21 protein-coding genes are annotated in these 24393 nt (G+C 64.9%); 16 read left to right on the top strand and 5 right to left on the bottom strand.

Annotated features, from left to right (window positions below; translation table 11 throughout):
• The 4 genes from PA01_14675 to PA01_14660 all read left to right on the top strand — a co-directional run bounded on the left by PA01_14675 (position 1) and on the right by PA01_14660 (position 4155).
• Entirely contained in the window at positions 1 to 1788 is a 1788-nt protein-coding gene (locus PA01_14675; protein ID KON79727.1) for an IucA/IucC family siderophore biosynthesis protein, read from the top strand.
• Positions 1779 to 2540, top strand: a complete 762-nt coding sequence (locus PA01_14670; GenBank protein KON79726.1) for an aldolase/citrate lyase family protein — start codon at positions 1779 to 1781, stop codon at positions 2538 to 2540. The genes PA01_14675 and PA01_14670 overlap by 10 nt, the downstream gene beginning before the upstream one ends.
• Positions 2537 to 3733, top strand: coding sequence for a type III PLP-dependent enzyme (locus PA01_14665; GenBank protein KON79725.1), 1197 nt, complete (start codon positions 2537 to 2539; stop codon positions 3731 to 3733). Before PA01_14670 ends, PA01_14665 begins: the two co-directional genes overlap by 4 nt.
• 197 nt (positions 3734 to 3930) lie before the next feature.
• Entirely contained in the window at positions 3931 to 4155 is a 225-nt protein-coding gene (locus PA01_14660; protein ID KON79724.1) for a hypothetical protein, read from the top strand.
• 254 nt (positions 4156 to 4409) lie between these two features.
• On the opposite strand, the gene PA01_14655 is transcribed toward PA01_14660, so the two are convergent.
• Positions 4410 to 6608 carry an FAD-dependent oxidoreductase gene (locus PA01_14655; protein KON79723.1) on the bottom strand — a complete coding sequence of 733 codons (2199 nt, stop codon included), beginning with the start codon at positions 6606 to 6608 and terminating at the stop codon, positions 4410 to 4412.
• Positions 6609 to 6786: 178 nt separating this feature from the next.
• Between PA01_14655 and arsS the strand changes: the two genes are divergently transcribed.
• A complete protein-coding gene (gene arsS, locus PA01_14650; protein KON79722.1) occupies positions 6787 to 7785 on the top strand; it encodes an arsenosugar biosynthesis radical SAM protein ArsS in 999 nt (332 codons plus the stop codon).
• Between the two features lie 179 nt (positions 7786 to 7964).
• Here arsS and PA01_14645 read toward each other — a convergent pair whose 3' ends face one another.
• Complete coding sequence (locus PA01_14645) at positions 7965 to 9761, bottom strand: ABC transporter transmembrane domain-containing protein (protein KON79721.1); 1797 nt, start codon at positions 9759 to 9761, stop codon at positions 7965 to 7967.
• 371 nt (positions 9762 to 10132) lie between these two features.
• Between PA01_14645 and PA01_14640 the strand changes: the two genes are divergently transcribed.
• The gene (locus PA01_14640) at positions 10133 to 10489 is read left to right on the top strand and encodes a hypothetical protein (protein KON79720.1); all 357 of its coding nucleotides are present in this window, start codon (positions 10133 to 10135) and stop codon (positions 10487 to 10489) included.
• 79 nt (positions 10490 to 10568) lie between these two features.
• Here the strand turns inward: PA01_14640 and PA01_14635 are convergent, their stop codons facing one another.
• On the bottom strand, positions 10569 to 11465 hold the full coding sequence (locus tag PA01_14635) for an adenylate/guanylate cyclase domain-containing protein (GenBank protein ID KON79719.2): 897 nt from the start codon (positions 11463 to 11465) through the stop codon (positions 10569 to 10571).
• A gap of 381 nt (positions 11466 to 11846) precedes the next feature.
• Between PA01_14635 and infA the strand changes: the two genes are divergently transcribed.
• Positions 11847 to 12116, top strand: coding sequence for a translation initiation factor IF-1 (gene infA / locus PA01_14630; protein ID KON79718.1), 270 nt, complete (start codon positions 11847 to 11849; stop codon positions 12114 to 12116).
• Between the two features lie 37 nt (positions 12117 to 12153).
• Here infA and PA01_14625 read toward each other — a convergent pair whose 3' ends face one another.
• Both PA01_14625 and PA01_14620 read right to left on the bottom strand, forming a co-directional pair.
• Positions 12154 to 13137, bottom strand: a complete 984-nt coding sequence (locus tag PA01_14625) for an aldolase/citrate lyase family protein (GenBank protein ID KON79717.1) — start codon at positions 13135 to 13137, stop codon at positions 12154 to 12156.
• A gap of 123 nt (positions 13138 to 13260) precedes the next feature.
• Entirely contained in the window at positions 13261 to 14250 is a 990-nt protein-coding gene (locus tag PA01_14620; GenBank protein KON79716.1) for a malate dehydrogenase, read from the bottom strand.
• Positions 14251 to 14469: 219 nt separating this feature from the next.
• Between PA01_14620 and PA01_14615 the strand changes: the two genes are divergently transcribed.
• The 9 genes from PA01_14615 to odhB all read left to right on the top strand — a co-directional run bounded on the left by PA01_14615 (position 14470) and on the right by odhB (position 24351).
• A complete protein-coding gene (locus PA01_14615; GenBank protein KON79715.1) occupies positions 14470 to 15198 on the top strand; it encodes a GntR family transcriptional regulator in 729 nt (242 codons plus the stop codon).
• 105 nt (positions 15199 to 15303) lie between these two features.
• Complete coding sequence (gene sdhC, locus PA01_14610; GenBank protein ID KON79714.1) at positions 15304 to 15693, top strand: succinate dehydrogenase, cytochrome b556 subunit; 390 nt, start codon at positions 15304 to 15306, stop codon at positions 15691 to 15693.
• Positions 15687 to 16034 carry a succinate dehydrogenase, hydrophobic membrane anchor protein gene (gene sdhD / locus PA01_14605; GenBank protein KON79713.1) on the top strand — a complete coding sequence of 116 codons (348 nt, stop codon included), beginning with the start codon at positions 15687 to 15689 and terminating at the stop codon, positions 16032 to 16034. Before sdhC ends, sdhD begins: the two co-directional genes overlap by 7 nt.
• The gene (gene sdhA, locus PA01_14600) at positions 16004 to 17830 is read left to right on the top strand and encodes a succinate dehydrogenase flavoprotein subunit (GenBank protein KON79712.2); all 1827 of its coding nucleotides are present in this window, start codon (positions 16004 to 16006) and stop codon (positions 17828 to 17830) included. The genes sdhD and sdhA overlap by 31 nt, the downstream gene beginning before the upstream one ends.
• A gap of 19 nt (positions 17831 to 17849) precedes the next feature.
• Positions 17850 to 18560, top strand: a complete 711-nt coding sequence (locus PA01_14595; GenBank protein KON80369.1) for a succinate dehydrogenase iron-sulfur subunit — start codon at positions 17850 to 17852, stop codon at positions 18558 to 18560.
• Positions 18557 to 18793 (top strand): succinate dehydrogenase assembly factor 2, encoded by a 237-nt coding sequence (locus tag PA01_14590; protein ID KON79711.1) that lies wholly within the window; start codon positions 18557 to 18559, stop codon positions 18791 to 18793. The genes PA01_14595 and PA01_14590 overlap by 4 nt, the downstream gene beginning before the upstream one ends.
• Before the next feature lie 61 nt (positions 18794 to 18854).
• Positions 18855 to 20150 carry a citrate synthase gene (gltA, locus tag PA01_14585; protein KON79710.1) on the top strand — a complete coding sequence of 432 codons (1296 nt, stop codon included), beginning with the start codon at positions 18855 to 18857 and terminating at the stop codon, positions 20148 to 20150.
• Between the two features lie 138 nt (positions 20151 to 20288).
• The gene (locus tag PA01_14580; GenBank protein KON80368.1) at positions 20289 to 23117 is read left to right on the top strand and encodes a 2-oxoglutarate dehydrogenase E1 component; all 2829 of its coding nucleotides are present in this window, start codon (positions 20289 to 20291) and stop codon (positions 23115 to 23117) included.
• Positions 23118 to 23166: 49 nt separating this feature from the next.
• Positions 23167 to 24351, top strand: a complete 1185-nt coding sequence (gene odhB / locus PA01_14575) for a 2-oxoglutarate dehydrogenase complex dihydrolipoyllysine-residue succinyltransferase (GenBank protein KON79709.1) — start codon at positions 23167 to 23169, stop codon at positions 24349 to 24351.
• Positions 24352 to 24393: the final 42 nt, after the last annotated feature.

Raw genomic sequence — 24393 nt, 5'->3', positions numbered from 1 at the left:
ATGCGACCCACCGACTATCAGGAGCTGATCGACAGCGCCGCCTACCGTCAGGCGAGCCGGCGCGTGCTGCGCCAGCTCATCGAAGCGCTGCTGTTCGAGCACGCCCTGCGGCACTGCGAGTGGCACGGCGATGCGCTCACCGTGCCCGGGCGCGGTGCCGACGGTGCCTCCGTCAACTACCGTTGCCAGGCGCAGCGGACTTTCAGTTTCGGCCGCGTGCGCGTCACCTCTCCGTTGTCGCGCGAACCCGCCGGCGCCCCGGTCGAAGAGGCTGCCGATCCGGCGCTGTTCCTCGCTGAAATCGCACCCTGGCTCGAGGCCGACGAGGCCCGCCTCAAGCAGTTCGCCGCCGAGCTCCTCGCCACCCAGATCAAGGATGCCCAGACGCTGCATGCGCGCGGCGGCCGGATCCTGCGCGATGCCGACTACGACACCGTCGAAGCGCGGCTCACCGACGGCCATCCCTATCACCCGAGCTACAAGTCGCGTCTCGGCTTCACCCTCGACGACAACGCGGCGCATGCGCCGGAGATGGCCACTACAGTGACGCCGCTGCTGCTCGCAGTGCGCCGTAACCGCTGCCGCTGGGCCTTCAGCCCGACAGCGGACCACGCGGCCGCGGCGCGCGCGTTGCTGGACGATGCCGGCTGGCAAGGCTTTCGCGACGCCCTCGTCCGCCGCGGTGCGCGCCTCGAAGACTACTTGCCGCTGCCGGTCCATCCATGGCAATGGGAGGAAGTGATCCTGCCCGCGTGCCATCAGGAGCTCGCGCGCGGCGAGCTGGTCGTGATCGGCGAGATGGCGCAGCGCTACCTGCCGCAGCAGTCGATCCGCACGCTGAGCAACCTCGACGCGCCGCGGCAGCTTTCGCTAAAACTCGCGATGAACCTCGTCAACACCTCGACGTCGCGCGTGCTGGCGCCGCACACTGTCGTGAACGCTCCGGTCATCAGCGACTGGCTGCAACGACTGGTCACCGAGTGCACGGACTGGCCCGAACCGCTGGTGCGCCCGGTGATCCTGCGCGAGGTCGCCGGCGTGAGCTGCACCGCGCCGGCTCCGGTGCACGGGCTCTATGGCGCGATGTCGTGCATCTGGCGCGAGAGTGTGCACAGTCACTTGCAGCCGGGAGAAGCCGCGGTACCGATGACGGCGGTGATGCATGTGGATGGCGACGGGCGGCCTTTCGTCGACACCTGGGTGAAACGCTACGGCGCGGAAAAGTGGCTGCAGCGCCTCGTCGAGCGAGCCTGGCTGCCGGTGCTGCATCTGCTGTGGCAGCACGGCACGGCGCTCGAGTCGCACGCGCAAAACATGATCCTGCTGCACGAAGACGGCCTGCCGGCGCGCGTGGCGCTGAAGGATTTCCACGACGGCGTGCGTTTCTGCCGCGACCTGCTGTCCGCGCCGCCGCCCGCGCTCACCGCGCCGCCCGTCGAGCATGCCCGCGTCAACCCGAACTCCTTCCTCGAGGCCGGCGACGCCGACGAGTTGCGCGATTTCACCTTCGATGCGCTGTTCTTCGTCAGCCTCGCGGAGCTCGCGTGGGTGTTCGCGCGCTTCTACGACGTCGCGGAAGAGCGCTTCTGGCAGATCACGCGCGACGTGCTGTGCGCCCACCAGGCGCGGCATCCGCAGTGGGCGGCCCGCTACGCGCTGTTCGACTGCCTGGCCGACGAAGTCGCGATCGAAATGCTCGCGAGCCGACGCTTCCAGCCGGAGATCCGCCTGCGCACGCGGCTCGCCCCCAACCCGCTGGCACAGGCCGGGAAGCCGCGATGCGCCTGAAGGCCCGCCTGCAGGCAAGCGAGCCGGTGTGCGGATTGTTCTGCTCCACACCCGCGCCGCTCACGGTCGAGCTGATCGCCGCCGCCGGCTACGATTTCGTCGTCATCGACCTCGAACACACCCTGATCGGCGGCGAGACGCTGGCCGCGATGCTGCTGGCGGCGCGCGCGAGCGGGATCGCGGCGCTCGTTCGCGTGGCCGCAGCCCATCAGGCGGTACAGGCGCTGGACGCGGGCGCGGAGGGCATCGTCTTTCCCCGCATCCGTTCGGCCGAGGCGGCGCGCGAGGCGGTGCGCGCGTGCCATTTCGCGCCGGCCGGCGATCGCGGCCTCAATTCCACCTGGGCGAGCCGCTACGGTGGCGACGATCTCGTCGCGGCGGTCGATGCCGCGCGCGAGCAGACCGTCGTGGTGGCGATGATCGAGGACCGCGACGGCCTCGAGCAGGCCGAGGCCATCGCCGCGGTGGCAGGCGTCGACGTGCTGCTGGAGGGGGCGGCCGATCTCTCGCAGTCCTTCGGCGTGCCCTGGCAGACCCGCCATCCCGAGGTGCGCGCCGCCGTTGCGCGCATCCATGCCGCAGCACGGCGGCACGGCAAGGCCTTCTGCGCGCTGCCACGCGCCCCACAAGACTTTCAAGCCTGGTGCGCCGAAGACGTTCGCATGTTCGTCCTTGGCGACGAGCGCGGCATTGCCCGACGCGCCATGGCGAGCCATTTGGCCCAGCATCGAACTCAGGATTCCACCCGATGAACCTGCAAGCCCTGCATCGCTATCTCGAAGGGCGCACCCAGCCCGTCTGCGCCTACCTCTACGACCTCGCCCATCTGCGCCGCCGCGTGGAAGGGTTGCGCCGCCGCCTGCCCGAGCAGTGCAGCCTGTTCTACGCGATCAAGGCCAACAGCGACGCCCCGATCCTGCAGACCTTGCTCGGCTGCACGGACGGTTTCGAAGCGGCTTCGCTCGGCGAGATCGAACGCGTGCGCGGCGTGGACGGCACCGTGCCGATCGCTTTCGGCGGCCCGGGCAAGACCGACCCCGAGCTGGAAGGCGCGCTCGCCCGCGAGGTCGCGCTGATCCACATCGAGAGCGAGCACCAGTTGCGGCGCCTGGACTGGATCGCGCGCCGCCGCGGTCGGGCCGCGGACATCCTGCTGCGTGTCAATCCTGCGCACGTGCCGCAGCAGGCGACCCTGCGCATGGGCGGGCAGGCGACCCAGTTCGGCATCGAGGAGGCCGCGATTCCCGAGCTCGTCGAACTCGCCCAGACCTTGCCGGGCGTCCGTCTCAGGGGATTCCACATTCACGCCATCTCGAACAATCTGGATGCGCAGACCCACCTCGCGCTGCTCGCGCACTACTTCGATTTGGCCGAAGCGTGGCAGCGGCGCCACGGCCTGACGCTCGACTGCCTCAACGTCGGCGGCGGCATCGGAGTAGATTACGCGGACCCGGATGCGTCCTTCGATTGGGACGGTTTCTGCGACGGGCTCTCGGCGCTCATCGCGGCGCGCCGGCCGGCGTTTCGCATCGTCTTCGAATGCGGGCGCTTCCTCACCGCCGACTGCGGCGTTTACCTCGCCGAGGTCACCGATCTCAAGACCACCCATGGCAGCCACTTCGCGATTTTGCGCGGCGGCTCGCATCATTTCCGCCTGCCGGTATCGTGGCAGCATAACCATCCCTTCGTCGTTCTGGCACGCGACGATTGGCCCTATCCCTTCCCGCGCCCGGCGTTGCACGACGATGCCGTCACGCTGTGCGGCGAGCTGTGTACACCCAAGGACACGCTCGCACGCGAGGTCCACGTCGAGCGCCTGCGCGCCGGCGACTGCATCGCCTTCGTGCTCGCCGGTGCTTACGGCTGGCACATCTCGCATCACGATTTCCTCAGCCATCCACACCCTGAGCGGGTGTACGTCGACGAACTGATGCAAGAGCCGTGAGGCGACCGAAGATCCGCGGGCGGCCGCGCTAGAAGTCACGCAAGCTCGTCCTGCTATGACTTCGTGAAAGGGTAGGGGGCTACTTTTTCCGCGTCTTGCGCGAAATTTTATTTCGTTGCTTCCGGACTGGATCCGGGAACGATATGTGCAAGCTCCCTGGCATTCTGCGACTGCAGAATTTCGACCAAGGAGAGGCAATGAAGAACCCCTGGACCAAGAAGAACCCGTTCTTGAGCATCTGGCTCAGCGCGGCCAACAGCGCCGCCGGGCGCGCCCGTGCCCAGACGACGGCTGCGGTCAAGCGAGAAGCGAACAAGGCCGCGAAGACCGCAACGCGCAACGGCGTCAAGCAGTTAACGGATTTCTGGGTGAATGCCCTGAAGCCGGCGCCGAGAGCGCGCAAGCCGCGCAAGCCCCGTTGATGTGGGGGTGCGGGGGCGTTTTTTGCCGAAGGCACGCCGCTTCGGGAGGGCGATAGTCGGGCACCCCGCCCGCGCGGGCGTGGCGGCAAAAAACGGATCCTGTCCGGCACCTCACACTGTTCGAGGAGGGCGCGGTCTTCCGGGAATATCACGGGGAGATTGCGCCGCCGGGCGCGTCGAGTTCATCGTTGGGGCAGCTTCTTCATCTGTGTGGAAGCAACTGCTCGGCACCGCGTCAGCGGGCTACGCATCGGTCAGCTCTGCGACGGGGAGGTCGTGGGGCGTGCCTCGCCTGTGGAATCCTCGCCCGACCCTCTGCGCCAGTCGTGGAAACGCCTGACCCACTCAAGCAGCTTCCGCGGTGCATGCGCGCGTTTCCATTCACCGGCGGCGTACTTGTTGGCTTCGGCGAGCGTCGGGTAGATGTGGATCGTGCCGAGGATCTTGTTGAGCCCGAGGCCGTGGCGCATCGCGATCACGTATTCGGCGATCAGGTCGCCGGCATGCTCGCCGACGATCGTGACGCCGAGGATCCTGTCCTTGCCGGGCACGGTGAGCACCTTGACGAAGCCGTGCGCCTCGCCGTCGGCGATCGCGCGGTCGAGATCCGCGAGGTCGAAGCGGGTGAGCTCGAAGGGAATGTTGCGCGCGCGCGCCTCCTGTTCGTTGAGGCCGACGCGGGCGACCTCGGGGTCGACGAACGTCGCCCACGGCACTGCCGAGTAGTCGGCGCGGAATTTCTTGAACGGCGCGAACAGTGCGTTGACGGAGGCATACCAGGCCTGGTGGGCGGCGGTGTGGGTGAATTGGTAGGGGCCGGCGACATCGCCGGCGGCATAGATGTTGGGAAAGCTCGTCTGCAGATAGGCGTTGACGTCGACGGTGCGTCCGGCCGAAATGCCCAACTCCTCCAGGCCGTAGCCTTTCAGTTGCGCGGCTCGCCCGACGGCGATCAGCAGCACGTCGAACGGGATGCGCACTTCCTGCCCCTGGTGTTCGGCAAGCAGGATCTTCTCGCCATCCTCGACGATGAAGCGCCGCGTGTCGTGGGTGGTGCGCAGATCGATGCCTTCGGCACGGAAGCGCGCCATCACCGCCTCCGACACCTCCGCATCCTCGCGCGGCATGACCCGCGCGCCCTTGACGATCAGTGTCACTGCGGAGCCGAAACGCGCGAACGTTTGCGCCAGTTCGCAACCCATCGGGCCGCCGCCGAGGACGAGCAGCCGGCGGGGCAGTGTGCGCAAGGTCCAGATCGTGTCCGAGGTGTAGTAGCCGACGTCGTCGATGCCCGCAGTTGGCGGCACCGCGGGGCGGCCGCCTGCCGCGATGATGATGCTGCGCGTGGTGAGCCGCTGGTGCCCGCCGTCATTGCGCGTGATCTCCACTTCCCACGGCGAGACGATCTTCGCCCGGCCCTCGATCACCTCGACGCCGAGCCCGGTGTAGCGCTCGACCGAGTCGTGCGGCTCGACGGTCTTGATGATGCTGTGCACGCGCTCCATCACGTCGGCGAAGTCGAAGTCCGCACGCGCCGAGCGAATGCCGAACTCCTTCGAGCGCCGCATGTGCGAGAGCAGCTTGGCCGAGCGGATCAGCGCTTTCGACGGCACGCAACCCGTGTTCAGGCAGTCGCCGCCCATCTTGTGCTTTTCGACCACCGTCACTTTCGCCTTCACCGCGGCGGCGATGTAGCTGCTCACCAAGCCGGCAGCACCGGCACCGATGACGACGAGGTTGCGATCGAAACGTGCCGGCTTCGCCCAGCCCGCATAGGCCCTGCGTGCCTTGACGACCTCGACGAGCTTCTTCGCGATCAGCGGGAACACGCCGAGCAGCGCGAACGAGGCGACGAGTCCCGGCGACAGGATGCCCGACAGCGAATCGATCTGCGCGAGCCGGGTGCCGGCGTTCACATAGACGAGGGTGCCGGCGAGCATGCCGAGCTGGCTCACCCAGTAGAAAGTCCAGGTGCGGATCGGCGTGAGCCCCATGACGAGGTTGATGACGAAGAATGGAAACACCGGCACCAGGCGCAACGTGAAAAGGTAGAAGCCGCCGTCCTTCGCGACGCCCTCGTTGATCGCCGCGAGGCGCTCGCCGAAGCGCGCCTGCACGAGATCACGCAGCACAAAGCGCGACGCGAGGAAGGCCAGCGTGGCACCGATCGTCGACGCGAACGACACGATCAGCGTGCCCCACGCGAGCCCGAAGATCGCGCCGGCGACGAGCGTCATGACCGCGGCGCCGGGCAGCGACAGACCGGTGACCGCGACGTACACCGCGAAGAAGCCGAATGCCGCTGCAACCGGCCGCGCGTCCCGCCACGCTTCGATCGCGGCCTGCTGGGTCTTGAAGAAGTCGAGACTGAAGTACCGATCGAGATCGAGCACGAAGAACAGCGCGGTCGCGAGGACGATCGTGCTCAGGAGGATCAGGCGGCTGGTTTTCATCGCTTGGACCCGGTGTCGTGGATGATGCGAACGCCACATGCCGATTGTCGTCGACCGCATGAATAACTTACAGCGTCCGGGAGATCGCCGCCCGATGTGCCCCGTCTCGCGTGAGCGGGCTGTAAGGCGGCGGGACCGGATTCGACTAATAATAACGACTTCGCTCGAGGAGGCTCCGATGCATCCGACTTTTCCGCTGCTCGCCGTCACTGACTTTCCGAAGATCCGTCGCGTGGTGGTGGAGACCCTGCAGCTGAATCTCGGCTATCGCTGCAATCAGAGCTGCGTGCATTGCCACGTCAACGCCGGACCGAATCGAACGGAGGAGATGTCGGCCGAGACGGCCGACGCGGTGCTTGCCTTTCTCGATGCCAGCCCGACGGTCGCGACACTGGACCTGACGGGCGGGGCGCCGGAGATGAACGCGAATTTTCGCCGTCTGGTGCGTGCGGCGCGCGAGCGGCGCTTGCGCGTGATCGATCGCTGCAACCTGACCATCCTCGACGAACCCGGTCAAGAGGAGCTGGCCGGTTTTCTCGCTGCGCAAGGGGTCGAAGTCGTCGCCTCGCTGCCGTGCTACCTCGAAGACAATGTCGATAAGCAGCGCGGCAAGGGCGTCTTCGGCGCGAGCATTCGCGCGCTTCAGCAGTTCAACGCGCTGGGTTACGGAGCGCAGGACAGCGGGCTGGTGCTGAACCTGGTCTACAATCCGCAAGGGCCGGTGCTGCCGCCGCCCGAGGAGTCGCTCGAAAGCGCCTACCGCGAACACCTCGGCGAAGCGTTCGGGATCCGCTTCAACCGCCTTTTCACGATCGCCAACATGCCGATCAAGCGCTTCGGGAGCACGCTGGTCTCGAACGGGCAGTTTGCCGCCTACATGAAGACGCTGCGCGGCGCGCACCGGACTGTGAATCTCGCAGCGGTGATGTGTCGCAGCCTCGTCAGCGTGGACTGGCAGGGCTACCTGTACGACTGCGACTTCAATCAGCAGCTCGACATGCCGATCGGCGACGCCTGCCATCCGCGCCTGCACCTACGCGACGCGACCGCGGCAGCCCTTGCCGGCGCCGGGATCCGTGTCGCCGACCACTGCTACGGCTGCACCGCCGGCCAGGGTTCGAGCTGCGGCGGGGCGCTCGGCGATATCGGGACCGAAGCCGGGAGTTGTGCGGCGTGAATATCGCCGGGGCAAATAGGCCTTTTCGGCCGATACGGCGGGAAGGTATGCGGCCCGGTCGGACAGCTTTCTGAAGCACTTCGCGCATCGACTTTGTCCGTTCCCCAAGGCCGGGGGCAAGGTGATCCTGTTCGCACTGCCGCTGGAACCGCTGCAAGGCCGGGACGCCGTCAAGACGCTCACAGGTCGAGTTGGAGCGCGGCCAGACGCGCGTAAAGGCCGCCCCCGTGGCGCAGATCCTCCGGCGTGCCGGTCTCGACGATGCGGCCCCGATCCACCACCACGATCCGGTCGGTTTTTTGCACCGTCGCAAGCCGATGGGCAATGATCAGCGTCGTGCGCCCCTGCATGGCGACGTCGAGTCCTTGCTGGACGAGGATTTCGGATTCCACGTCGAGCGCGCTGGTGGCTTCGTCGAGGAGCAGCAGCGGCGCGCCTTTCAGGATCGCGCGCGCAATCGCGATGCGCTGGCGCTGCCCTCCGGACAGGCGGGTGCCGCGCTCGCCGAGGAAGGTCTGGTAAGCGTCGGGCAGTCGCTCGATGAACTCATCGACGAGCGCTGCCCGGGCTGCGGCGATGACTTCCGCGTCGCTCGCAGCGCGGCGGCCGTAGCGGATGTTCTCCAGCGCGCTGGCGGAAAAGATCACCGGGTCTTGCGGCACGATCGCGATGCCTTTGCGCAGGTCGTGCAGGCTCAGTTGCCGGATGTCCTGTCCGTTGATGCGGATCGCGCCGCCCGATATTTCGTAATAACGCAGCAGGACCTGGAACAGGCTCGTCTTGCCCGCGCCGGACGGGCCGACAAGCGCGACGCTCTCGCCCGGCGCAATCGTCAGGCAGATGTCGTCGAGCGCACGCGGGTGGGGCCGCGCGGGATAGCAGAACGTCACGTGCTCGAAACTGATCGCCGCCTGCGTGGGACGCAGCGGCAGTTGGGGGCGGGGCGCCTCGCGGATGGCGGAGTCCGCGTGCAGCAGTTCCAGCAGGCGCTCTGCGGCGCCGGCCGCGCGCATGACGTCGCCCCAGACTTCTGCCATCGTCCCGACGCCGCCGGCGACGAGTGCCGCGTACAGGACAAAGGACGCCAACTGGCCTTGCGTCAGGATGCCGTCGTGCATCTGGCGCACGCCGACCCACAGCACGAAGATGATCGTTCCCATCACTGCGGTGATGATCAAAGTGGTCAGTGCCGCGCGCACGCGCGTGCGCCGGATCGCCGTCGTGAACCCGGTTTCCGCGGCAACGGCAAAGCGTTCCGCCTCGTGCCGCTCCTGCGTATAGGCTTGTACCGTCGGCATCGCATTGAGGACTTCACCGGCCACCGCCGAAGCGTCGGCAATCCTGTCCTGGGATTCGCGCGAAAGTCTTTTGACCTTGCGGCCGATGACGATGATGGGCAGCGTCAGCAAGGCCATGAGGCCCAGGTTCAAGGAGAACAGGTAGAGACTGGTGACGGCCAGCATGACCATGCCGCCGGTGAACTGGAACAGGCTGCGCAAGCCCATCGACACCGAACTGCCGATCACGGTCTGGATCAGCGTCGTGTCGCCGGTCAGGCGGGACAGGACTTCACCGGTCTGCAAGGTCTCGAAAAACTGGGGCGCCTGGGACAGTACGCGCCTGTACACCGCACAGCGCAGATCGGCGGTTGCCCGCTCGCCGATCCACGACACGGTGTAATAACGGGCGGACACCGCCAGCGCCCAAGCGCTCGCCAGTCCGAACAGGGCGATGAAATGCGCGTTCAGGTTCGGCTCACCGAGCAGAGCGTTGCCGGTTTGTGCCGGTGCGCCGAACCCGAGGTCGACGAGGTCGCCAAACGCCAGCGGCAGCAGCAGGATGATTGCCGAACCGACACAGAGCAGGATGAAGGCCAGCGCAATTCTCGCCCGATAGGGCTGCAGGAACGGCCACAGGCCTGTCAACGCCGACAAGCGGCGCGGCGTCGAGGCGTGTTTCACGGTATCGCCGGGCATCCGTAATTATTGTTCTTCTCGAGGCGGCATGGACGAACCGGCTCGATGTTGTCTCCCGTTGGCGCAAAGTACGGAAAGCAAGGCGGGTGGCCTTACCGCCGGGAGCTGCGGTGACAGAGGGAATTCCCGGCCTCGATCCGCCCGACGGCCGGCCGAAGCTTGCCTGCAGTGCGGCGTCCACCTGTTACCAATCAGGTCTTTCGCACGGAAGCCGCTATGTTTATTCTTAAAGATACCTATCCAGTAAACTCGGAGCCACAATGAAAAGCGCAGCAGGTGAAAAGCGCAGACGCGCCGGTGAACGGGGGAGTGTTTCGGGCAGCTCACCCGGCGTCGACCCGGCCTTGTGGATAAAGTGGTCGGAGTCGGCGATGCTCGAAGGGATGAAGTGGTTCGACGTATGGCTCCAGGGAACCCAGCGTTTCTGGAGTGCCGGGTTCAGGACACTCGGACGTCCGGGCGCCGGAAAGGAGGATCTGCGCCGTGTGTCGGATATCCCGTGGATTCCGCATCTCGAAGCCGAGGTCATCCCCCTGCGCCGCAAGACCGACCAGCCCGGAGCCGAAGCGACCCGCATCTCGATGCGCGTGCCGATGCCGTGGCCGATTGGGGGAGCGGAGGTAATTTCGCTCCAGGCGATCGTCGGCCGACGCAGCAGCCAGGACGCTGAGTTGCAAGACGGGGAAGATTCAGCCGGTCCCGACAAGAATCGCAGAACGCAGCGGTGAATGGGCGGTGACCCACGTCCCGCCCAAAACGCCGGGATGATTGAAGCCAAGGCGCTTGGCAGGACTGTTGGCTTTCGTGTCAGAGGCAAACGAAGCCGATAAGGTGCGGATTGTCGGTGCACGTCCGCCCGAGGGCGAAGTGTCCCTGTTTCCTGAGGACGACTTCCTCACGCGACAGCACGAATTCCTTTTCACCGTCTATCAGTACGAAAGTGCCGTTGCTGCTGCGGTCGACCAGCACGAACTTGTCGCCGCGCAGTTCGATTTCAGCATGCTGGCGCGAGGCGCGGGTATCACTTAAGCGCAAGTCCGCCAAGGCATCCCGGCCGAGCCGTGCGCTCGGCATCTGGGCATTGAGCACAAGCGACTGCGGGCCGAGATAAAGCCGCAGTTCGGGCTTTTCCTCGGCGTCGAAGTCCACTGTCTGCACCACGGTCAGGTCGCCCGGGGCCCCGCCGCACAGCAGTTCGAAGGGCTCGGTCAGTCGCGAAGCGCCGCGCAGGCTGCGTGCCTGCAGTGGGCGGAGCAGCGGGCGCCACTCGGCGCTGAGTTGGCGGGCCGTTTCCATCGACGTGATGGCGCGCCCGGGCGACGCGAGTTCCAGCAGGCGCGCGGCGATGTTGACCGTGTCACCGAACACGTCGCTGTCGTTTTCGACGACGGGGCCGTAGTGAAACCCGATGCGTACCGCCAGTTTCTGCCCCCCCGAGAGCGGCAGCTCCCGCACCACCTGATGAATCCTGAGCGCCGCCTCGCAGCCGTGATCGGCTTCGCCGAAGACGGCCATCAGACCGTCTCCGGTGTGCTTGACGACCCGTCCGCGACGCCGTTCGATTTCGCTGCGCATTTCGTGCAGGCAGCGATCGACTAGCCGGAAGGCGACCGAGTCGCCGACGCGTTCATAAAGGCGGGTGCTTCCGGCGAGATCCACAAAAAGCACAGTGCGTTCGGGCGAGTGAGGCTGAGCGTGGGTCATGGGGGAATTATAAGGAATTGGCCCGGACTTCTGCGTTCTTCCGCCGACGCCAGGCGCTTGCTTACACTTGGGGAGCGCAGGGGTAATCCTGTATAGTGATCGCGATAACCCAAGCGCCGGCATATGCGACTGCAGCGGGCGCCCTGTGCCACCTCCCATGTCCCGGTATTCTCGACGCCTCGACAGCTCGGACGTTGCGCCGGTGTCGGATCCGTCGTCCTCCTGCCGCCGAAAGGAAAGGGTTTCCTCGCAGCGCTCGATGAAACGGGCGGATGCTGAAAGCGCGGGTGTTTCCCGAAATGGCGAATGCTCGGTCGACAGGCGAGGAAGGGCGAACGCGGGGGAATCCCTCGCCGGATGGATGATTGAAAGGAAAAGGAAATGGCCAAAGAAGAGCTGCTGGAAATGGAAGGGGTCGTCAACGAAGTGCTGCCCGATACGCGCTTTCGCGTGACGCTCGAGAATGGGGTCGAAGTGCAGGCCTACGCTTCGGGGAAGATGCGCAAACACCGCATCCGCATCCTCGCCGGAGACAAGGTCAGCGTCGAACTGTCTCCGTATGACCTGACCAAAGCGCGCATCAGTTTCCGTCACAAGGACGAGCGGCCCGCGGGAGCAGGTGCTCCCCCGCAGCAGTTTCGCCGCCGCTGATCGCAATCCGGGCAGCAAAGGTGCTGCCCGGTCGCGACTACGAGAAAAAGCGGCGACGCCCTTCGTCCGGCAGGACCATGCCGGTCGAGCGGGCACGCTGCAGCAATTCCCAGTAGTAGCGGTAGGAGGCCCGGTCGTGGAGCTTTCCGCGATACTGGATCGGGCCCCAGTCACCCTCCTGGGCAGCGGCGAGAATGCCGCTCGCTTCTTCGACTTCGGAAAAGTCTGGGCGCATCGCTTCGATGATCGGAAGAATCTGATTCGGGTGAATGCTCCACATCCGCAGGTATCCGAATTCGCGTCGCGCCCGTTCGGCGTCGTGGCGGATGAGTTCCAGATCCTTGAGTTCGGTCGTCACGTTATGTGATGGAACGACGCCGTTGGCGAGGGCCGCGGCGGCGATTTCGACTTTCGCGCGGACGACGAGCGGATGCGTGAATTGGCCCGGACTTTTCATTGCCGCGCCGGGAATCGCGCCGTGGTGGCCGGAAACGAAATCCATCAGGCCGAAGTCGAGCGATTCGACGCCGGGCAGCGCCGCAATATCCCACGCTTCGCGCAGCGCGCCGTGCGTCTCGATCAGGACATGGACCGGAATTTCCCGTCCGGTGCGGGCAGCGGCTTCGAGCCGGCGGAGGGTTTCGATCTGGTGGCGCGCATCGGCCGCGGAGCGCGCTTTCGGCAATGTGATGAACGCGAGCCGGCCGCCTGCCCTGGCGATGAGGATTTCGAGATCGCGCTGCCAGTGAGGATGCGTGACGTCATGGATTCTCGCGCCGACGCGGCCGTCGCGATTGTCGCCGCACATCACGATATCGGCGACCATTTCGGCGTGCTCGGCTTCGGCGCCGGTACGCGCGCCGTCTTCGCAATCGCAGGTCAGATCGAACACCGGACCCAACTCGTGCTGAAGCGCCAGCGCCTTCCTCATCAGTTTTTCCGAGCCGGCGTAATGATCGACTGCGGCGAGGACCGGAAACGGCTTTTCGCCGGCGAACAGGACGTCAGCAGGGTGTCGCATCGCACATCTCCGTGGGTGGGGAAAGGGAAAGGGCTCGATTCTCCAAGGAACCGCCGCTTTCCACCATCAAAAAAATGCCGCGGCATTGGCCCGCGGCATTTTCTCGCAAGGAAGCGGAAACGGTTACTTGAGCATGTCGGCGACTGCCGCGCGCTCGTCTTCCAGTTCGCCGAGAGTCTTGTTGATCTTTTCGCGCGAATATTCGTCGATCTCCAGCCCCTGGATGATCTTGAAGTCGCCGTTCTTGCACTCGCACGGGAAACCGAACACGACACCGGCCGGAATGCCGTAGGAGCCGTCGGACGGCACGCCCATCGTCACCCAGTCATCCGAGCCGAGGGCCCAATCGCGCATGTGGTCGATCGCCGCGTTCGCGGCGGAGGCGGCCGACGACAGCCCGCGGGCGTCGATGATCGCGGCGCCGCGCTTGCCGACGGTCGGCAGGAACACGTCGTTGTTCCACGCGTGATCGTTCACCAGCGCCTTGACGGAGTCGCCGTTGGACGTGCAGAAACGGTAGTCGGCGTACATCGTCGGCGAGTGGTTGCCCCACACGACCATCTTCTTCAGGCTCGACACCGGCCGGTCGGTCTTCGCCGCGAGTTGCGACAGCGCGCGGTTGTGATCCAGGCGCAGCATGCCGTGGTAGTTGTTCGGGTTCGTGCGACCGACTTTCCGCGCAGCGGCGCCGGCGATGTAGGCGTTGGTGTTGCACGGGTTGCCGACGACCAGCACCTTGACGTTCTCGTTCGCGTTCTCGGCGATCGCCTTGCCCTGCACGGTGAAGATCGCGCCGTTGGCGGTCAGCAGGTCGGCACGTTCCATGCCGGGGCCGCGCGGGCGGGCGCCGACGAGCAGGCAGTAGTCCGCATCCTTGAACGCGACGTTCGGGTCGTCGGTGGCGACCATCCCGGCGAGCAGCGGGAACGCGCAGTCCTCGAGTTCCATCATCACGCCCTTGACCGCCTTCTGGGCCTGGGGAAGATCGAGCAGTTGCAGGATCACGGGCTGGTCTTTGCCCAGCATCTCGCCGCTGGCAATGCGGAACAGCAGGCTGTAGCCGATCTGGCCGGCGGCGCCGGTGACGGCGACGCGCACGGGGGCTTTGCTCATGTGAGTACTCCCTCTAAAGCGAATTGAAGACAGTGAGAATGATTGGTCTGTCGCCCGCGATTTCAGTTCAGCGTTCGACTCGGGTGCCTGGTAAAGCCAGCCGCCGGGGCCGAAAGATGTTAGAAGCAAGTACCGCCGCTGTCAATTCACCTCTCGTGTCTTATATAAGACACGAGACAGATGATGGACGCTGGAAAACTTTTATGATGAAATGCGCGAATGGCACAGGAATCCCCCACATTCAGTCCGCTTTACCGGCAGATCAAGAGCCTCATCCTGCAGGCCCTCGAATCTGGCGAGTGGCGTCCCGGTCAGGTGATTCCGAGCGAGCAGGAACTTGCTGCCCGCTTCAGCGTTTCGCAAGGCACGGTGCGCAAGGCCATCGATGAAATGGCGGCCGACAATCTGCTGATCCGCAAGCAGGGCAAAGGCACTTTCGTGGCGTCCCATAACGATCCGCGGGCTTTGTTCCGCTTCCTGCGGCTCGTGCCGATGGATGGCGATCTGGCGCCACCGCAGAGCGTGCCGATGGACTGCTGGCGGGCGAAGGCCGGGCAGGAAGCGTCACGCATGCTGGGCATCGAGCTCGGCGATCCGATCATCATCGTCCGGCGCTTGCTGAAATTCGCCGCCAAGCCCGTCGTCATCGACGAGATCTACCTGCCCGGCGAAGTGTTTCCGGGGCTCACGCTGGAAGTGCTGCAGAGCTGGAACGGCTCGCTCTACAGTCTGTTCGAAACCCGTTTCGGCTTGCGCATGATCCGTGCGCAGGAACGCCTGCGAGCCGTGGCCGCAGACCGCTCGACGAGCGAGGCGCTGAAAGTGCCGGAAGGAACTCCGCTGTTGTCGGTCGAACGGGTCACCTACACGTACGGGGACCGGCCGGTCGAGTGGCGGCGCGGGCTTTATTCGACCGCGGAGCATTTTTATCTGAATGAACTGAACTGACCGGGGCGGGATCGGGCGGAGCATGTTCCGCGTATATAATCCCGGCTCCTTGCAATCTGGGAGAACCGCGTCGGGAAACCGTCGCTCATCGAGGGGTAAAACAATATGTCAGAAGCCATAGTGCGCAAGCAGCGGCCGAAATTCCTGGCCCTGCACGAGATCCGGCTCCCGCTGCCGGGTTTCGTCTCGATTCTTCATCGGGTGAGCGGAGCAGGACTGTTCCTGATGCTGCCGTTCCTGCTGTTCCTGTTCGACCGCAGCCTGGGCTCGCCGGAGTCCTTTGAAACATACAAGAGTGTGGTGGCGAACCCGCTCGCGAAGCTGCTGCTGCTCGGCCTGCTGTGGGCGTACCTGCACCACTTTTGCGCCGGCATCCGTTTCCTGCTGCTCGACCTGCACAAGGGGACCGACCTCAAGTCCGCCCGCAGCAGCTCGCGCATCGTGCTGATCGTGAGCATCGCGCTGACCATCATCGTCGGGGTGAAGCTATGGTAAAGCGTATCGTTGTCGGCGCTCACTACGGCCTGCGCGACTGGATCGCGCAACGTGCCACGGCCGTGTTCATGGTGATCTTCACGATCCTGTTCGCGATTGCCGCGCTCAGCTTGCCCGAAATGAGCTATGAAGCGTGGTCCGGCCTGTTCCGCGGCGGCGTGATGCGCTTCTTCACGTTCCTGTTCTTCCTCGCCTTGTTCTACCACGCATGGATTGGTGTGCGGGACATTTTCATGGACTACATCAACCCGGCCGGCGTCCGCCTGGTCCTGCATGTGGTAACGATCTTCGTGCTCGTCGGCTATGCCGGATGGGCTGCCCAGATTCTTTGGAGGCTGTGAGCGTGAACGTCGCAAAGCGTACTTTTGACGCGGTCATCGTGGGTGCCGGTGGAGCGGGGCTGCGTGCCGCCCTGCAACTTTCCGAGTCCGGAATGAAAACCGCCGTGCTGACCAAGGTGTTCCCGACGCGCTCGCACACCGTCGCAGCTCAGGGCGGCGTCGCCGCCTCGCTTGGCAACACTACCGAGGACAACTGGCACTGGCACATGTACGACACCGTCAAGGGGTCGGACTGGCTGGGCGACCAGGATGCAATCGAATTCATGTGCCGCAAGGCGAACGAGGTCGTCGTCGAACTCGAACACTACGGCATGCCGTTCGACCGCACCGACAACGGCAAGATTTACCAGCGCCCGTTCGGCGGCCACTCGCAGAATTACGGCCAGGCGCCGGTGTCGCGCTCCTGTGCCGCAGCCGACCGTACCGGCCATGCGATGCTGCACGCGCTGTACCAGCGCAACGTGCGCGCGAACACGCAGTTCTTCGTCGAATGGATGGCGCTCGACCTGATCCGTGACGCCGACGGCGACGTGCTCGGCGTCACCGCAATCGAAATGGAAACCGGCGAAGTCTGCGTCTTTCACGCGAAGGCGACGATTTTCGCGACCGGCGGCGCGGGACGCATTTTCCACAGCTCGACGAACGCGTTCATCAACACCGGTGACGGCCTCGGCATGGCGGCGCGCGCCGGTGTTCCGCTCGAGGACATGGAATTCTGGCAGTTCCACCCGACCGGCGTGTTCGGCGCGGGCGTGCTGATCACCGAGGGCGTGCGCGGCGAAGGCGGCATCCTGCGCAATGCGTCCGGCGAGCGCTTCATGGAGCGCTATGCGCCGAACCTGAAGGATCTCGCGTCGCGCGACGTCGTGTCGCGCTCGATGGTCACCGAGATCAACGAAGGTCGCGGCTGCGGTCCGGACAAGGATCACGTGCTGCTCGACATCACGCACCTGTCGCCGGAAACCATCATGAAGCGGCTGCCGGGCATCCGCGAGATCTCCATCCAGTTCGCGGGCGTCGACCCGATCAAGGCGCCGATCCCGGTCGTGCCGACTGCGCATTACCAGATGGGCGGCATCCCGACGAACTTCAAGGGCCAGGTCGTGGCGCCGAAGGACGGCAACCCGAACTCGCCGATCTCGGGTTTCTACGCTGCCGGCGAATGCGCGTGCGCTTCGGTGCATGGCGCGAACCGGCTCGGCACGAACTCGCTGCTCGACCTGCTGGTGTTCGGCAAGTCGGCCGGCGAGTCGGTCGTCGAGGACTTCCAGAGCGGCCAGCTGAGCCTCAAGCCGCTGCCCGCGGACGCTGCCGACGTGTCGCTGGCGCGGCTCGCCCGTCTCGAAGGACAGAAGAACGGCGAGAGCGTGTTCGAAGTCGGCCTCGAGATGCGCCGCACGATGCAGAAGCACGCCGGCGTGTTCCGCTTCGACAACCTGCTGAAGGAAGGTGTCGCGAGGATCAAGGAAGTTGCCGAACGTGCCAAGCGCACCGAGATCAAGGACAAGTCGAAAGTGTGGAATACCGCGCGCACCGAAGCGCTGGAGCTCGACAACCTGATCGAAGTCGCCAAGGCCACGATGGTTTCGGCCGAGGCGCGCAAGGAATCGCGCGGCGCACATGTGCGGGATGACGCACCCGACACGGCGGAATTCCCGAACGGCCGCAACGACAACCAGTGGCTCAGGCACACCCTGTGGTACAGCGAAGGCAATCGGCTCGACTACAAGCCGGTGACGATGAAGCCGCTGTCGCAGGATGTCGAGCCGATCGCACTCGCGAAACGCACCTACTGAGCGCGGGAGAATGACTGAAATGAGCAAGCGTACCGTCAAACTGAAGATGTACCGCTACGATCCGGACAAGGACGACAAGCCGTACATGCAGGATTACACCCTCGAACTCGAACCGTCCGACAAGAAGCTGCTGGACGCGCTCGTTCGCCTGAAGTCGAAGGACGACACCCTGTCGTTCCGCCGCTCGTGCCGCGAAGGGGTGTGCGGTTCGGACGCGATGAACATCAACGGCAAGAACGGCCTGGCGTGCCTGACCGACATCGATGGCCTGCCGCAGCCGATCGTGCTGCGCCCGCTGCCGGGCCTGCCGGTGATCCGCGACCTGATCGTCGACATGACCCAGTTCTTCAAGCAGTATCACTCGATCAAGCCGTACCTGATCAACGACAATCCGCTCCCCGATCGCGAGCGCCTGCAGTCGCCGGAAGAGCGCGAAGAGCTGAACGGGCTCTACGAATGCATCCTGTGCGCATGCTGCTCGACGTCGTGCCCGTCGTTCTGGTGGAACCCGGACAAGTTCGTCGGCCCCGCGGGCCTGTTGGCGGCGTATCGTTTCCTCGCCGACACGCGCGACGAGGCGACGACCGAACGTCTCGACAACCTCGAGGACCCGTACCGCCTGTTCCGCTGCCACAGCATCATGAACTGCGTCGACGTCTGTCCGAAGAGTCTCAATCCGACGCGCGCGATCGGCAAGATCAAGGACATGATGGTCAGCCGGGCGGTATGAGCATCAACCGGGGACGCTTGCGCTGGCAATGCCGTCGGGCTTTTCTCGAGCTCGACCTTGTCTTCGCACGCTTTCTGGAAAGGGATTTCGACCGTCTCACGGACGGTCAACTGGCGGATCTGGAGGACTTGCTGCGCTGCGAGGACCATGAGCTTTGGGCCATGGTCAACGGCAGCGAGCCCTGCGGGAACGACCGGTGGAAGGAGATGATCGGCCTGTTGCGTCAGCAATGACCAGCAGGACGTTCGTTACAGGGAGCTAGTAGTTACTACCGGCAAGCAAAAGGGATGACCTATGAGCACTGAACGCACTGCAACGCTAACCGTCGATGGCAAGACCGTCGAATTCCCGGTAATGACCGGCACCCATGGCAATGATGTCATCGATATCCGCACGCTGGGGGCCAAGACCGGTTTCTTCACTTACGACTCGGGCTTCCTGTCGACCGCGAGCTGCAAGTCCACGATTACGTTCATCGACGGCGACAAGGGTGAACTGCTCTATCGCGGTTATCCCATCGAGCAGTTGGCCGACAAGTGCAACTTCCTCGAAGTCGCCTATCTGCTGAAGAACGGCGAGCTCCCGAACGGGACGCAGAAAGTGGAGTTCGAGAACACCATCAAGAACCACACGATGCTGCACGACCAGATGACGAAGTTCTACACCGGCTTCCGTCGTGACGCGCATCCGATGGCGGTGATGGTCGGCGTCGTCGGCGCACTGTCGGCCTTCTATCACGAAGCGATGGATTTCTCCGACTCCGAGCACCGCAACATCTCGATCAACCGCCTGATCGCGAAGCTGCCGACGATCGTCGCGATGGCCTACAAGTACAACATGGGCCAGCCGTTCATGTATCCGAGGAACGAGCTCGACTACACGGCGAACTTCATGCACATGATGTTCGGCACGCCGTGCGAGGAGTACAAGCCGAATCCGGTGCTGGTGCGCGCGCTCGACACGATCTTCACGCTGCACGCCGATCACGAGCAGAACGCCTCGACCTCGACGGTGCGTCTGGCCGGTTCGTCGGGCGCGAACCCGTTCGCGTGCATCTCCGCCGGCATCGCCTGCCTGTGGGGCCCGGCGCATGGCGGTGCGAACGAAGCGTGCCTGAACATGCTCGAGGAAATCGGCGACGTGTCGCGCGTCGGCGAGTACATCGCGCGGGCGAAGGACAAGAACGACAGCTTCAAGCTGATGGGCTTCGGCCACCGCGTCTACAAGAACTTCGACCCGCGCGCGAAGCTGATGCGCCAGGTCTGCTACGACGTCCTCGGCGAGCTGGGCCTCGAGAACGACCGCCTCTTCAAGCTGGCGATGGAACTCGAGAAGATCGCGCTGGAAGACCAGTATTTCGTCGAGAAGAAGCTCTATCCGAACGTCGACTTCTACTCCGGCATCGTGCAGAAGGCGCTGGGCATCCCGACGTCGATGTTCACCTGCATCTTCGCGCTGGCGCGAACCGTCGGCTGGATCACGCAGTGGGAAGAGATGATCACCGATCCGGAATACAAGATCGGTCGTCCGCGCCAGTTGTACATCGGCGCAGCGCGGCGCGACGTACCGGCGCTCGCACAACGTCCGTAAGAGACGAACAGGGAGAGGCGGCGAACCAGTCCGACCACGACCTCGACGGGATGGCACGGTGTGGCCATCCCGTTTTTTTCGGGGCCTCCGGAGCAATTCGCCGATTGCAGCGATAACAAGACACAGGTGGCAATCAACATGATGAAGCAGCTCCGATCGACTTCGTACCTGTTCGGCGCGAATGCGCCATTCATCGAAGAGCTCTACGAGAATTACCTCGCCGACCCGGCTGCGGTGCCGGAAGCCTGGCGCGGCTATTTCGACGCCCTCCAGGCGCAGGCCGGCGCCGCGGTGCGCGACGTCGCGCATGGCCCGGTCATCGCCGCATTCACCGAACTCGCCAAGCGCGGCCCGGTGCGCACGGTGACCGCGGGCGGCGACGATCGTCGCCAGGTCAGCACGTTGCAGCTGATCAACGCCTATCGCTTCCTCGGCAATCGCTGGGCGAATCTCGACCCCCTCAAGCGCACCGAGCGGCCGCAACTCGCCGAACTCGAACCGTCGTTCTACGGCTTCACCGAAGGCGACCTCAACCAGAGTTTCAACGTCGGGTCGTTCCACGGTTTTTCTGCCGATCACGCGACGCTGCGCGAAATCCTCGAAGCGCTGCGGCAAACCTACTGCGGCTCGATCGGTTCCGAATACATGCACATCTCGGATACCGGTCAGAAGCGCTGGATCCAGAGCCGTCTCGAGAGCGTCCGCGGCACACCGCGCTTCTCCGTCGAGATGAAAAAACGCATCCTCGAGCGCACCACCGCCGCCGAGACGCTGGAAAAGTTCCTGCACACGAAATACGTCGGCCAGAAGCGCTTCTCGCTCGAAGGGGGCGAATCGACGATCGTCGCGATGGACGAGCTGATCCGCGTCGGCGGCACGCTCGGCGCGCAGGAGATCGTCATCGGCATGGCGCACCGCGGGCGGCTGAACGTGCTCGTCAATACGCTGGGCAAGTCGCCGTCGATGTTGTTCGCCGAATTCGAAGGCAAGGCCGCGGCCGACCTCACCGCCGGCGACGTCAAGTATCACCTCGGCTTCTCGTCGGACGTTATGAGCCCGGGCGGCCCGGTGCATCTGACGCTGTCGTTCAACCCGTCGCACCTCGAGATCATCAACCCGGTCGTCGAAGGCTCGGTGTATGCGCGCCAAGTGCGCCGCAACGACGAGACCAAGGGCCAGGTCATCCCGGTGCTGATCCACGGCGACGCCGCAGTCGCGGGCCAAGGCGTCAACCAGGAGATGCTGAACTTCTCGCAGACGCGCGGCTATGGCACCGGCGGCACGGTGCATATCGTCGTGAACAACCAGATCGGCTTCACGACCTCCGACCCGCGCGACTACCGCTCCTCGCTGTACTGCACCGACATCTTCAAGATGGTCGAAGCGCCGATCTTCCACGTGAACGGCGACGACCCCGAAGCGGTCGCGTTCGCCACCGCGATGGCCGTCGAGTTCCGCCAGGAGTTCAAGAAGGACGTCGTGGTCGATATCGTCTGCTACCGCAAGCTCGGCCACAACGAGCAGGACGAGCCGATGGTCACGCAGCCGCTGATGTACCGCAAGATCGCCAGCCACCCGGGCACGCGCAAGCTGTACGCCGACCGGCTGGTGACCGAAGGCACGTGCGCGCCGGACGAGCCGGAAAAGATGATCAAGGACTTCCGCGAGCATCTGGACAAGGGCCAGTTGCTGTACAACCCGGTGCTGTCCGGCCATAACCGCCAGTACGCCGTCGACTGGACGCCCTACATCGGCCAGCCCTACACCGATGAAGCCGACACCGCGATCCCGCTGACCGAACTCAAGCGCCTGTCCGAGCGCCTGACGACGCTGCCCGAAGACTTCAGCCTGCACCCGCGGGTCAGGAAGATCCTCGAAGACCGCATCGCGATGGGCCAGGGCGACCTGCCGCTCGACTGGGGCATGGGCGAGAACCTCGCCTACGCGAGCCTGCTCGCGCAAGGGTTCGGCGTGCGCATCTCCGGCGAGGACGTCGGCCGCGGCACTTTCTTCCACCGCCACGCCGTGCTGCACGACCAGAAGCGCGAGCGCTGGGACCAGGGCACTTACGTGCCGCTGAAGCATATCCAGGACGGCCAGGCGACGCTGCAGATCTTCGATTCGGTGCTCTCGGAAGAGGCGGTCCTCGCGTTCGAATACGGCTACGCCACTGCCGAGCCGAACGAGCTTGTCGTCTGGGAAGCCCAGTTCGGCGACTTCGTCAACGGCGCCCAGGTCGTGCTCGACCAGTTCATCTGCTCGGGCGAAGCGAAGTGGGGCCGCCTGTGCGGGCTGACGCTGATGCTGCCGCACGGCTACGAAGGCCAGGGCCCGGAGCACTCGTCGGCGCGGATCGAGCGCTTCATGAACAACGCCGCCGAGAACAACTGGCAGATCTGCGTGCCGACGACTCCTGCGCAGATCTTCCACCTGCTGCGCCGGCAGATGCTGCGCAAGGTCAGGAAGCCGCTCGTGATCATCACGCCGAAATCGCTGCTGCGCCACAAGGAAGCGACTTCGACGCTGGCCGAACTCGAAGGCGGCCAGTTCCGCACCGTCATCGGCGAGACCGAAGCGCTCGATCCGAAGAAAGTCAAGCGAGTGGTGCTGTGCCAGGGCAAGCTTTACTACGAACTGCTCGCCTATCGCCGCGAGAACGCGATCAAGGACACCGCGCTGGTGCGCATCGAGCAGCTCTATCCGTTCCCGGCCGCTGCGTTCGGCGCCGCCGTCGACCAGTTCCCGAACGCGCGGGAAGTCGTCTGGGCACAGGAGGAGCCGCGCAACCAGGGCGCGTGGTACTGGCTCGCATCGCGCCAGCACCTCGTCAATGTGCTCGGACCGAAGCGCAAGCTTCTGCTGGTGTCGCGTCCGGCGGCTGCATCGCCCGCGGTCGGCTACTACGCGAAGCACAACGCACAGCAAAAAGCGGTCATCGAGAACGCCTTCGGCCCGCTTCAGGACTGATTCAACTCATAACGCCGAACAATACCGGACAACACGGGGAGAGAAATTCATGTTGATTGAAGTGAAAGTGCCGCAACTGTCGGAATCCGTATCCGAGGCCACGCTGGTGTCGTGGCACAAGAAGGAAGGCGACGCGGTGTCGCGCGATGAGAACCTCATCGATATCGAAACCGACAAGGTCGTGCTGGAAACCCCGGCGCCGGCCGACGGCGTGCTGGTAAAGATCGTCAAGGCCGACGGCGAGAACGTCGGCAGCGGCGACCTGATCGCCCAGATCGACACCGAAGCGAAAGCGCCGGCTGGAGCCAAGCGTGTCGAAGCGGTGCAGGCGGTTGCCGCGCCGGCCCCGGCGTTGGCGATGGCCAGCGGCGGAGCGCCTAGCCCGGCCGCGCGCAAGATCCTCGAAGAGAAGGGCGTTGCTGCCGGCGACGTTTCCGGCACGGGCCGCGGCGGTCGCGTGACGAAGGAAGACGCAGTTGCCGCCCAGCCGCGCGCCGCTGCGCCCGTCGCAGCAGCGCCCGTGCAGGGAGGCGACCGGGCCGAAGAGCGGGTGCCGATGACGCGCCTGCGCGCGCGCATCGCCGAGCGCCTGATCCAGTCGAAGAATGAAAACGCGATCCTGACGACGTTCAACGAAGTCAACATGGCGCCGGTGATGGCACTGCGCAAGCAGTACGGCGAGAAGTTCGAGAAGGCGTACGGCGTGCGCCTGGGCTTCATGGGCTTCTTCGTCAAGGCCGCGGTGACCGCGCTTAAGCGTTACCCGATCATCAACGCGTCGGTCGATGGCAGCGACATCGTCTACCACGGCTACATCGACATCGGCATCGCCGTCGGCAGCCCGCGCGGTCTCGTCGTGCCGATCCTGCGCGACGCCGACCAGATGTCAATCGCCGACATCGAGAAGAAGATCGCCGAATTCGGCCAAAAGGCGAAGGATGGCAAGCTGTCGCTCGAAGAGCTCACCGGCGGCACGTTCTCGATCTCGAACGGCGGCGTGTTCGGGTCGATGCTGTCGACGCCAATCATCAACCCGCCTCAGTCCGCGATCCTCGGCATTCACGCCACCAAGGACCGTCCGGTCGTCGAGAACGGCCAGATCGTCATCCGCCCGATCAACTACCTCGCGCTGTCGTACGACCACCGCATCATCGACGGTCGCGAAGCGGTGCTCGGCCTGGTGGCGATGAAGGAAGCGCTGGAAGATCCCGCGCGCCTGATCCTCGACGTGTGATTGACCGGCTGCGTGACGGACCGGCACGGCGAAGCCGTCGTG

Source organism: Azoarcus sp. PA01 (assembly GCA_001274695.2).
In the GTDB taxonomy this organism is placed as follows: domain Bacteria; phylum Pseudomonadota; class Gammaproteobacteria; order Burkholderiales; family Rhodocyclaceae; genus Aromatoleum.
The sequence above is the reverse complement of the archived record's forward strand: the minus strand, read 5'-3'. Positions and strand labels throughout refer to the sequence as shown.

Excerpts from the sequence above, each read along its gene's own strand:
- PA01_14625 (KON79717.1), bottom strand. The coding sequence starts at position 13,137 with ATGCGACACCCTGCTGACGTCCTGTTCGCCGGCGAAAAGCCGTTTCCG.
- PA01_14675 (KON79727.1), top strand. The coding sequence starts at position 1 with ATGCGACCCACCGACTATCAGGAGCTGATCGACAGCGCCGCCTACCGT.
- sdhD (KON79713.1), top strand. The coding sequence starts at position 15,687 with ATGGTAAAGCGTATCGTTGTCGGCGCTCACTACGGCCTGCGCGACTGG.
- PA01_14620 (KON79716.1), bottom strand. The coding sequence starts at position 14,250 with ATGAGCAAAGCCCCCGTGCGCGTCGCCGTCACCGGCGCCGCCGGCCAG.
- arsS (KON79722.1), top strand. The coding sequence starts at position 6,787 with ATGCATCCGACTTTTCCGCTGCTCGCCGTCACTGACTTTCCGAAGATC.
- PA01_14645 (KON79721.1), bottom strand. The coding sequence starts at position 9,761 with ATGCCCGGCGATACCGTGAAACACGCCTCGACGCCGCGCCGCTTGTCG.
- sdhA (KON79712.2), top strand. The coding sequence starts at position 16,004 with ATGGGCTGCCCAGATTCTTTGGAGGCTGTGAGCGTGAACGTCGCAAAG.
- PA01_14615 (KON79715.1), top strand. The coding sequence starts at position 14,470 with ATGGCACAGGAATCCCCCACATTCAGTCCGCTTTACCGGCAGATCAAG.
- sdhC (KON79714.1), top strand. The coding sequence starts at position 15,304 with ATGTCAGAAGCCATAGTGCGCAAGCAGCGGCCGAAATTCCTGGCCCTG.
- PA01_14665 (KON79725.1), top strand. The coding sequence starts at position 2,537 with ATGAACCTGCAAGCCCTGCATCGCTATCTCGAAGGGCGCACCCAGCCC.
- PA01_14590 (KON79711.1), top strand. The coding sequence starts at position 18,557 with ATGAGCATCAACCGGGGACGCTTGCGCTGGCAATGCCGTCGGGCTTTT.
- PA01_14640 (KON79720.1), top strand. The coding sequence starts at position 10,133 with ATGCTCGAAGGGATGAAGTGGTTCGACGTATGGCTCCAGGGAACCCAG.
- infA (KON79718.1), top strand. The coding sequence starts at position 11,847 with ATGGCCAAAGAAGAGCTGCTGGAAATGGAAGGGGTCGTCAACGAAGTG.
- PA01_14635 (KON79719.2), bottom strand. The coding sequence starts at position 11,465 with ATGACCCACGCTCAGCCTCACTCGCCCGAACGCACTGTGCTTTTTGTG.
- odhB (KON79709.1), top strand. The coding sequence starts at position 23,167 with ATGTTGATTGAAGTGAAAGTGCCGCAACTGTCGGAATCCGTATCCGAG.
- PA01_14660 (KON79724.1), top strand. The coding sequence starts at position 3,931 with ATGAAGAACCCCTGGACCAAGAAGAACCCGTTCTTGAGCATCTGGCTC.
- PA01_14595 (KON80369.1), top strand. The coding sequence starts at position 17,850 with ATGAGCAAGCGTACCGTCAAACTGAAGATGTACCGCTACGATCCGGAC.
- gltA (KON79710.1), top strand. The coding sequence starts at position 18,855 with ATGAGCACTGAACGCACTGCAACGCTAACCGTCGATGGCAAGACCGTC.
- PA01_14655 (KON79723.1), bottom strand. The coding sequence starts at position 6,608 with ATGAAAACCAGCCGCCTGATCCTCCTGAGCACGATCGTCCTCGCGACC.
- PA01_14670 (KON79726.1), top strand. The coding sequence starts at position 1,779 with ATGCGCCTGAAGGCCCGCCTGCAGGCAAGCGAGCCGGTGTGCGGATTG.
- PA01_14580 (KON80368.1), top strand. The coding sequence starts at position 20,289 with ATGATGAAGCAGCTCCGATCGACTTCGTACCTGTTCGGCGCGAATGCG.